8 protein-coding genes are annotated in these 9793 nt (G+C 58.0%); 1 reads left to right on the top strand and 7 read right to left on the bottom strand.

Going from position 1 to position 9793, the window contains the following annotated elements; translation table 11 throughout:
- Positions 1–353 precede the first annotated feature (353 nt).
- Positions 354–2501, bottom strand: a complete 2148-nt coding sequence (gene fdhF, locus ACOTX2_RS23970; RefSeq protein WP_080298763.1) for a formate dehydrogenase subunit alpha — start codon at positions 2499–2501, stop codon at positions 354–356.
- Positions 2502–2757: 256 nt separating this feature from the next.
- Between fdhF and ACOTX2_RS23965 the strand changes: the two genes are divergently transcribed.
- Complete coding sequence (locus ACOTX2_RS23965) at positions 2758–3489, top strand: response regulator (protein ID WP_022646769.1); 732 nt, start codon at positions 2758–2760, stop codon at positions 3487–3489.
- Here the strand turns inward: ACOTX2_RS23965 and ACOTX2_RS23960 are convergent.
- From ACOTX2_RS23960 to ACOTX2_RS23935, 6 genes are all read right to left on the bottom strand, one after another.
- Positions 3471–4490 carry a carbohydrate kinase family protein gene (locus ACOTX2_RS23960; protein ID WP_023299104.1) on the bottom strand — a complete coding sequence of 340 codons (1020 nt, stop codon included), beginning with the start codon at positions 4488–4490 and terminating at the stop codon, positions 3471–3473. The genes ACOTX2_RS23965 and ACOTX2_RS23960 overlap by 19 nt on opposite strands.
- A complete protein-coding gene (locus ACOTX2_RS23955) occupies positions 4490–5350 on the bottom strand; it encodes a ketose 1,6-bisphosphate aldolase (RefSeq protein ID WP_022646771.1) in 861 nt (286 codons plus the stop codon). Before ACOTX2_RS23955 ends, ACOTX2_RS23960 begins: the two co-directional genes overlap by 1 nt.
- Positions 5351–5360: 10 nt before the next feature.
- Positions 5361–6047: a D-lyxose/D-mannose family sugar isomerase gene (locus tag ACOTX2_RS23950; RefSeq protein ID WP_045309106.1), complete on the bottom strand. Its 687-nt coding sequence runs from the start codon at positions 6045–6047 to the stop codon at positions 5361–5363.
- Between the two features lie 107 nt (positions 6048–6154).
- Complete coding sequence (locus ACOTX2_RS23945) at positions 6155–7096, bottom strand: ABC transporter substrate-binding protein (protein WP_003860240.1); 942 nt, start codon at positions 7094–7096, stop codon at positions 6155–6157.
- 28 nt (positions 7097–7124) lie between these two features.
- The gene (locus ACOTX2_RS23940; protein ID WP_003860239.1) at positions 7125–8120 is read right to left on the bottom strand and encodes an ABC transporter permease subunit; all 996 of its coding nucleotides are present in this window, start codon (positions 8118–8120) and stop codon (positions 7125–7127) included.
- Between the two features lie 2 nt (positions 8121–8122).
- Positions 8123–9637 carry a sugar ABC transporter ATP-binding protein gene (locus ACOTX2_RS23935; RefSeq protein ID WP_023299107.1) on the bottom strand — a complete coding sequence of 505 codons (1515 nt, stop codon included), beginning with the start codon at positions 9635–9637 and terminating at the stop codon, positions 8123–8125.
- Positions 9638–9793: the final 156 nt, after the last annotated feature.

The raw sequence follows: 9793 nt of genomic DNA, 5'->3' as shown, positions 1-9793 counted from the left end.
GAAGTAGTGATTCACGACTTCAAGGCGCTTTTCGAAGGGGTATTTTGGCTTTGACATATCAGGGACTATTCCATTTCATCGTCCAACAAAATGGGTGCAGTACAGGTAAATGCAAATTTCCCGGGGCTTTCCACTTTCTGTCCCTCAACAATGCTCAAGACAGAAAGTCTTAAGCACCCGCCGCATATCTTATCCCTCTGAATTAAAATGCAAAGATGTAATTAATTTTCGCGCAAATTACATTTTTCTGCGAGACGTCTTCAGAGAAATATATTGTTATTATTAATAGCGATGCCAGAAATAATAATGGGGTGAATATCTCACCCCATTTAGTCAGCGATTAATTAACAGCTTCATCCCATTGCGCTTTCACGCAGGCGGGCTTTCAGCTTGTTATATTCGTCGATCACGTACTGTTCCGCTGCGCGCTGATCCGCTATGGGCTCCACGTTTACGGCGCAGTATTTATACTCCGGCGTTTTGGTTATCGGACTTAAGTTCTCCGTCACCAGCTCGTTACAGGCGCCAATCCACCACTGGTAGGTCATATAGACCGCGCCTTTGTTCGGACGGTCGCTGACCTGCGCGCGGGTAATGATGCGGCCTTTACGCGAGTTCACCCACACCAGCGCTTCATCTTCAATACCGAGCCGTTCGGCATCGGCGGTGTTGATCTGCGCGTAGCCCGGTTCATCCGCCAGCGCCGCCAGCGCGGCGCAGTTGCCGGTCATGGAACGGCAGGAGTAATGGCCCACTTCACGCACGGTGGAGAGCACCATCGGATACTCGTCGGTGAGTTTATCGATCGGCGCGACCCAGTCGCAGGTGAAGAATTGCGCCAGCCCGTTCGGGGTGTCGAATTTTTCTTTAAAGAGGTACGACGTTCCCTGATCCGCCTCTGACTCATCCCGGCATGGCCACTGGATGTAGCCTAGCTCACCCATTTTTTCATAGGTTGCCCCATAAAAGTCCGGGCACAGATGCCGCAACTCGTCCCAGATCTCCTGGGTGTTGTTGTAGTGCATCGGGTAGCCCATGCGGGTGGCGATTTCGCTGATGATCTGCCAGTCCGTTTTCAGATCCCACTTCGGCTCGACAGCCTTGAAGAAGCGCTGGAAGCCGCGGTCTGCCGCCGTATAGACACCTTCATGCTCTCCCCAGGAGGTCGACGGTAAAATCACATCCGCCGCCGCCGCGGTTTTGGTCATAAAGATATCCTGAACAATCACCAGCTCCAGATCCTCAAACCCTTTACGCACCGCAGACAACTCGGCGTCGGTCTGGAGCGGATCTTCACCCATGATGTAGGCCGCACGCACTTCACCGTGCGCCGCGCGGTGCGGCAGCTCGCTGATGCGATACCCCGTGTGCTCAGGCAGGCTCTCCACGCCCCAGGCCTTCGCGAATTTCTCGCGATTTTCCGGGAATTTGACGTACTGGTAGCCCGGATAGGTGTCCGGCAGCGCGCCCATGTCGCACGCGCCCTGCACGTTATTCTGACCACGTACCGGGTTCACGCCCACATGCGCTTTACCCAGATTGCCGGTCAACATGGCGAGGCTGGTGAGCGAGCGCACGGTTTCCACGCCCTGGTAGAACTGGGTCACGCCCATACCCCACAGAATAGCGGCGGTTTTCGCTCCGGCGTACATCCGCGCCGCCTGGCGGATCTCCTGTGCGCTGACGCCGGTTATCGCCTCAACGGACTCCGGCGTATAGCCTTCGACAATCTTGCGATACTCTTCAAACCCTTCCGTACGGCTTGCGACAAACGCCTGGTCGTAGAGGTTCTCCTCAATAATGACGTGCCCCATTGCATTTAACAGCGCGATATTCGAGCCGTTTTTCAGTGCGATGTGCATATCGGCAATGCGCGCGGTTTCAATTTTGCGCGGATCGCAGACGATGATTTTCGCCCCGTTCTGTTTGGCGCGAATCACGTGATTCGCGACGATAGGGTGAGAATCCGCCGGGTTATAGCCGAAGATGAACACCAGATCGGTGTTATCTATCTCATTGATGGCATTACTCATTGCGCCGTTACCGACCGACTGGTGCAGACCTGCAACCGATGGGCCGTGTCAGACGCGAGCGCAGCAGTCGACGTTATTGGTACCAATAACGGCGCGCGCGAATTTTTGCATCACATAGTTGGTTTCATTCCCGGTTCCGCGTGAGGAGCCGGTGGTCTGAATCGCATCCGGGCCATACTTGGCCTTGATGGCGCTGAGGCGCGTGGCGACGTAATCCAGCGCTTCATTCCAGGAGACGGCTTCCAGTTTGCCGCCGCGCTCGCGGCGGATCATAGGGGTTTTCAGGCGCGGCGTGAGGATTTGGGTATCGTTAATAAAATCCCAGCCGTAGTACCCTTTCAGGCACAGCGTGCCCTGATTGGTTTTACCCTGCGCCGCTTCCGCCCGGACGATTTTGCCGTTATCGACCACCAGGTGGATCTTGCAACCTGAGGCACAATAAGGGCAAACCGTGACGACTTTTTTCATCACTTTGCTCCAGTTAAACAGTTCTTACCTGCCCAATATGCAGCTTCTATGCCATGTTTTTACTATGGGTATTTCCTGACTTTACGACCCTTTGCGGGGCAAAACCCTGACGAAAAACAGCCAATCGTCAAAATTGACGTGTCGAAAGGGCAGGGGATGTGACATGGATTGAATTTCCGTCACGTAAAAAACAATTCGGCTGGAGTCGGCGGCAGAATGGTTCAGACTTAACATAATTCCCTGACGGAAGCATGCGATGAAACCGGCGATTCTGGTGGTTGATGATGATGTCGCAGTCTGCGAACTGCTACAGGATGTGCTCAGCGAGCACGTCTTTACCGTGCTGACGTGTCACACCGGTCAGGAAGCAGTGAACCGTGTCCAGCAGGACTCCGGCATTGCGCTGGTTCTGCTGGACATGATGCTGCCGGATATCAACGGATTACAGGTTTTGCTGCAGATGCAAAAGCGGCGACCGTCGCTACCGGTGGTGATGCTGACGGGGCTGGGAAGTGAATCAGATGTAGTCGTTGGGCTGGAAATGGGCGCTGATGATTACATCGGAAAACCGTTCAATCCGCGCGTGGTGGTCGCCCGCGTTAAGGCGGTGCTGCGTCGTACCGGCGCGCTGGCCGCGGAGCCTGCCGCGCCGCGCGTTGAGGGTATTGCTTTTAACGGCTGGACGCTGGACACCACCCGCTGCGAGCTGAGCGATCCGCAGCGTAATACCGTGCCGTTAACCCAGGGCGAATATGGCCTGCTGCTGGCATTAACGCAAAACGCCCGCCGGGTACTGAGCCGTGAACAACTGCTGGAGCTGACCCACAGCGAAAGCGCCGAGGTCTTTGACCGCACTATCGACGTGCTGATCATGCGGCTGCGGCGAAAAATTGAGGTCAATCCGCACCAGCCTCTGCTGATCAAAACCATTCGCGGTCTGGGCTATGTTTTTGCCACGGACGTTTCCCATCATGAGAAAGCCGCCTGACCGTTCTCCTGAATAAACGTCTGAAGTTCGGCCAGCGTTTTCGCGCCGTCAATTGCATTAGCCGCCAGCAGGCTGGCCCGCGCGCAGGCGTGCGCCAGATAAATACTCTCCGTCAGCGGCAGGGATTCATGGCAGCCGTATAAAAAGCCCGCGCAAAACGCGTCGCCCGCGCCGACGCTACCGATAATCTCGTCCTGCGTCAGCTTCCACGACGGAACCCATTGCCCTTTTTCACCCGGCGCTTCACCCCATGCCCCTTCCGGACAGTGGATCACCACCCGCTGTCGCACGCCTGCCGCCAGCAGCTGTGCGGCAGCGTCGGCGATATGGGCCATGTTCAGCGCATCATGGCCGTCGCGGATCTCAAGCCCGCTAAACTCACCGGCTTCCAGCTCGTTAATCACCAGATAATCAAGATGGCGCAGGGCAGGGAGCACCAGCGGCTGATAGCGCGGGTCGCCCTTGCGGGACACCAGATCGAGCGAGGTCTCATACCCCTGATCGTGCATTTGTGCCAGTAACCGGGCGCTGCGGGTGCCAAATTCCTCGTCCGGCATGTCCAGGCTGTCGAGCAGCAGCAGGTAGCCGAGATGGAAGATCTTCAGCGATCCATCTAAACGATCGAAGGCGGGAAGATCCAGCAGGCGGTTGGCGCCCGGCGAGTGGAAAAAGGTGCGCTGTCCGCTGGGGTCGGTCATCACCTGCGACATCGACGTTGGGGAGAACGTCGTGCGCTGCACGCGCTGGCGATTGACGTGATACTGGTCGAGCATCGCCAGAATATAGTCTCCGTCGCTGTCTTCCCCAATCAGCCCCACCGCCTGTAACGGCAGGCCGACGTGCATTTTTGCCAGCGTCAGCAGAACGTTGAGCGGCGCACCGCCGGTTGAGCGTTCGCTGTGGGTGATTTCTGCCAGCCAGCCGCGCTCCGGCCACTGTACGATCTGGTGGACGTGATCCACCAGCATATTGCCTGCGGCGACGATCCCTTTGCGTTCCATTAGGCCTGCCCCGCACTGCCGAAGATGCGCATCTGTTCCGCAACCGTATCGGTAATGGCCTCTTCAATGCCCAGCAGCAGCTCGGCAAACTCATCGTAAAGCGATTGTCGGTTCGCCATGCGTTGCTCAACGGCGGCAAGTGCGGCCTGCGACATGCCGGTATAGAAATTGATTTTATGAATACCGAGTTCAATGGCGCGGCGGAAATCAGTGTCGCTTATGCCAGAGCCACCGTGTAAAACCAGCGGCAGGCCCGTCTGCTGGCGAATGGCGTCCAGACGCGGAAAATCAAGCTTCGGCTCGCCCTTGTATTTGCCGTGCGCGTTGCCAATGGCAACCGCCAGCGCATCGATGCCGGTTGAATCAACAAATTCGCGCGCCAGTTGCGGGTCGGTAAAGAAGGCTTCATCCGCATGACCGTACAGCGCGCCACCTTCATCCCCGCCTACCGCGCCCAGCTCCGCCTCTACCGAGACGCCCACCGCGTGGCACATCTTCACCACTTCCCGGGTCTGGCGGATATTTTCCTCATAGCTCAGCGTGGAGCCGTCGAACATCACCGAGCTGAACCCTAAACGCAGGGCGCGCACCACCGCCTCAAAATGCAGGCCGTGGTCGAGGTTAAGCACCACGGGAATATCGTGGCGGGCAGCTTCGAATTTCACCGCTTCCACCAGCGACTCCAGAGACACGTACTTAAAATGCACTTCGGCGATGTTGATGATAAACGGCGAGCGTTCCTGCTTCGCGGCGGCAAACAGCGCGCGCAGGAAATGGGAGTCGAGCACGTTGAACGCGCCCAGGGCGTAGCGGTGTTCCCTGGCGTGGGCCAGACCGTCGGCAAGAGAAATCAATGGCATCATTCACTCCTTATATCCGAAAGAGGGTGTACTCGTTGCACAGCACCAGCACCGCCGGTTCGTCTTCTTCAATGGTGTTGTAGCGGTCAATGGGCTGTAAAAAGTGGTTGTCGTGTTCATCGTCATTGACCGACGACACTTCGCCCACCAGCACGTCACCAAAGCCGCGTTCACCCCAGAAACTGTGGTACAGGCCGGGCGTCAGGCAGATGCTCTCCCCAGGCGTGAGGCGCAGCTGGCTGCCGGGCGCGTGCGTCTGCCGACAGCCGTCTATCGTGACGGTCACGTCGGTGTTTTCGGTCTCTTCATGCGCGCCCGCATTCCATAACTCAATAATCAGATTCCCGCCGCCGCGGTTAATAATGTCCTCCCGCTTGCGCCAGTGAAAATGCATCGGCGTCACCTGGCCGTCGCGGACGTGCATGATTTTTTCGGCATAGCACTTTTCATAGGGCACGCCGTTGGGGGAGCCGTTGCGCAGGGTGAAAAGCGTTAACCCCTGTGCAGCGAAGTTGTTGCCACCAAATGCCGTCACGTCCCAGCCGAGCCTGAGGTCAAACACCTCCTGCCATGCTGCCTGGTCAAGCTGCTGCCATTTTGTCGGCGGAAAGCTGGCAAAAGGCGGGAGATGCACGTCGTGCATGGAGAAGAACTGCCGCGTGTGGCCGAGGATTTCATTGATGTCGGAGCGTTTCATGGGGACTCCTTGAGTTTTCGCCGCCCCCTTACCCTAACCCTCTCCCCAAAGGGGAGAGGGAACTTGAACACCCTCTCCCCTTTGGGGAGAGGGTCGGGGTGAGGGGCTTACTTAACCGTCCACCCCTTATACGTGCCGACGTTCTTTTTATCGATCATCGTCACCGGGATCAGCACGGGCTCTTTCGGCGCAGGTTTGCCCTGAAGAATGTCATAGCCAATCTCCACCGCCTTCGCCGCCATCACCTGCGGATCCTGCGCCGGGGTAGCAACAAACAGCGAGTTTTCGCGCTTCAGGGCTTCTTCACCATCCGGGCTGCCATCCACGCCAACGATAAAGAATTCGTTGCGTTGAGCCTGTTTAGCCGCCAGATCGGCGCCGATCGCGGTCGGATCGTTAATCGCGAATACGCCGTCGATCTTCGGATTGGCCGCCAGCAGGGAGGTCATGACCTCCAGGCCGCCTTCGCGGCTGCCTTTGGCGTTCTGATTATCCGAGAGCACTTTGATATCCGGGTGGCGCCTGAACTCGGTCTGGCAGCCCTCCACGCGGTTTTGTACCGCAGAAACCGGCGGTCCGTTGATGATCACCACGTTGCCTTTACCTTTCAGGCGGTCGGTAATGTACTTACAGGCCATTTCTCCCGCCTGAGTGTTATCGGAGGTGATGGTCGCATCGGCCCCTTCCGCCGCCACGTCCACCGCCACGACCACGATCCCCGCCTCTTTAGCGCGTTTTACCGCGGGGCCGATCCCTTTGGAATCCGCGGCATTGAGGATGATCATGTCTACTTTCGCCGCAATGAAGTTATCGATCTGCGACACCTGCTGGCCCAGATCGTACCCGCTGGAGACCAGCGTCACCTTGACGTTGTCCCCCGCCAGCTTGCGCGCTTCCAGCTCGGCACCTTTGGTGATCTGCACGAAGAACGGGTTAGCCAGGTCACCCACCGTCACGCCGATGGATTTCAGATCTTTTGCCTGCGCAAACGGGGTTGCGGCCAGCAGCGCGCCAGCACAGAGCGCGGTCACTAAGGGCTTCAATCTCATGCTGTATTCCTCACGTAGGGTATTGTTGTTATGCACTTTGATGGTGTCGGGTACGGTATTTGTCGATCAGCACCGCTATGATGATCACCGCCCCTTTGATCACCAGCTGCCAGAAATAGGAGACGCCCATCAGCGTCATGCCGTTGTTGAGGGTGGCGATGATCAGCGCGCCCACCAGGGTGCCGGTGATCGTGCCGATCCCGCCGACGAAGCTGGTGCCGCCGAGGATCACCGCCGCAATCGCATCCAGCTCGTACCCCGTGCCGAGGTTGCCGTTGGCGCTGTAGAGACGTGAAGCGCTCATCACGCCGCCTAAGCCCGAGAGCAGGCCACTCATGCCGTAGACAAACAGCAGCACCAGCCAGACCTTAATGCCGGTTAAGCGTGCCGCCTGCATGTTGCCACCAACCGCATAGATGTGAACGCCGAGGGTGGTGCGGCGCAGGATGAACCAGCACACCACAATCACCGCCAGGGCGATCACCACCAGCCACGGAATCGGGCCGAGGTAGTTATTGCCGATCCACTCGAAGTTAATGTTGGAGTTAATAACCGTCGTGCCGTCCGCCAGCAGATAGGCCGCGCCGCGCAGCGCCGTATAGGTGCCGAGCGTGACGATAAACGGCGGAAGTCCGGCGAAGGCCACCAGCGCACCGTTGAACAGCCCCAGCACCATACCGAGCATCAGCGCCGCCGGAATGGAGAGCATCGCAAATTCAGGGATAAGCGACACTACCATCGCTGCCACTGCCGTGGTGCCCAGAATCGAGCCCACGGAGAGGTCAATCCCGCCGGTCAGGATGATGAAGGTCATCCCGGCCGCCAGGACAATGTTGATCGACGCCTGCCGGGTAATGTTGAGCAGGTTGCTCTCGGTGAAAAAGTTCGGGGCGATAAAGCCAAATACCGCCACAATCAGGATTAAAATCGGCAAAATGCCGATCGTTTGCATCAGATCGCTCATCAGCATTTTTTTGGCGGAGGCGGATTTCGCCACCTGCTGCGGATGGGTTGGAGTTGTCATAATTACACCGCCTGATGATGTGTGTCGTTTACGCCGGTTGCCAGCGTCATGATGTTTTCCTGAGAGATGTCGCGCCCGTGCAGTTCACCCGCAATGCTGCCTTCCCGCATCACGTACACCCGGTCGCTCATCCCTACTACTTCCGGCAGCTCGCTGGAGATCATCAGTATCGCAACGCCTTTGCGCGCCATCTGGTTCATGATGCGGTAGATCTCGCTTTTTGCGCCGACGTCTACGCCGCGCGTGGGCTCGTCCAGAATCAGAATGCGCGGGCCTATCGCCACCCAGCGGGAGATCAGCAGTTTTTGCTGGTTGCCGCCGGAGAGCCCGCCCGCGCGCACCTGTGAATGGGGCACGCGGATATTGAGCAGGGCGATGGCGTCATCGGAAATCGACTGCGCTTTTTTGCGGTTCAGCCAGCCGAAGGTGGCGTCGCGCTCCAGCGTCGCCATAGTGATGTTCTCCTGCGCCGCCAGCTCCAGAAACAGACCTTGCTCCTTGCGGTTCTCGGTAAGAAAACCGATGCCGTTCTCAATGGCCGCGCGCGGGGAGTGGATCACCACCGGTTCGCCGTCCACCTCAATCATGCCGCCGGTGGCTTTGCGCACGCCGAAGATCAGCTGCGCCAGCTCGGAACGCCCGGCCCCGACCAGACCCGCCAGTCCGACGATTTCACCGGAGCGCACCTGCAAACTACAGGGCTGCACTTTTTTGCCGTCGGTGAGGTGGTGGACGTTAAGACGCGGGCTGCCGAGGGGAATATCGCGCTCTTTGTTAAACAGATCGCTGAGCGGACGGCCCACCATCATGCGCACCAGCTCGGAGGCGTTGAGCCTGTCGCGCGTCAGGCTGCCGACGTATTGCCCGTCGCGCAGCACGCTGACGCGGTCCGAGAGTTCATACACTTCCGCCATCCGGTGGCTGATGTAAATAATCGCCATGCCTTCATCGCGCAGGCGCAAAATCAGTTCGAACAGACGGTGGGTTTCGCGTGAGGAGAGGGCGGCGGTAGGTTCGTCCATCACCAGAATGCGGCTGTTGCGGTGCAGGGCGCGGGCGATCTCCACCTGCTGCTGCTCGGCGATCGTCAGCTTCATGACCAGGTCGGTGGCGCTGAACTGCGCACCGAGGCGGTCAATGACCGCCTGCGCCTGGGCAGCCATCTCTTTGCGCTGGACCAGCCCGCCGCGCGACAGCTCGCTGCCGAGAAAAATGTTTTCTGCCACGGTCAGGTTAGGAGCAAGCTGCATCTCCTGATAAATCAGGGTAATGCCTGCGGCCAGCGCATCCTTCGGACCTTTGATGTGAAATGGCTTGCCGTCGATGAGGATGTCGCCGCTGCTGGCGGTATAGGCTCCTGCGAGGATCTTCATCAGCGTGCTTTTTCCGGCGCCGTTTTCCCCCATCAGCGCGTGGATCTCACCGGGGAAAACCGTCAAATCCACGCCCTTGAGCGCGTGGAAATTGCCAAAGGTTTTGGCAATGTGGCGCATCTCTAAAACCGGGGTTCTGCTCATGGCGGATCTCCTGTGAATGTCGATATCTGCACTTCATCACAGGCGCGTAAATGCAAAATGTCAGAAGCTGTTCATATTTGTCATAGTTATGAATAGCTAATCGCCATCACATTTTCCTTTTCCCTCTCCCTGTGGGAGAGGGCCAGGGTGAAGGCA

Origin of the sequence: Enterobacter cloacae complex sp. IR5412, from assembly GCF_049237385.1 — a bacterium.
GTDB lineage: Bacteria > Pseudomonadota > Gammaproteobacteria > Enterobacterales > Enterobacteriaceae > Enterobacter > Enterobacter intestinihominis.
Note: the sequence above shows the minus strand (reverse complement) of the source record. Positions and strands in the feature narration are given on the sequence as shown.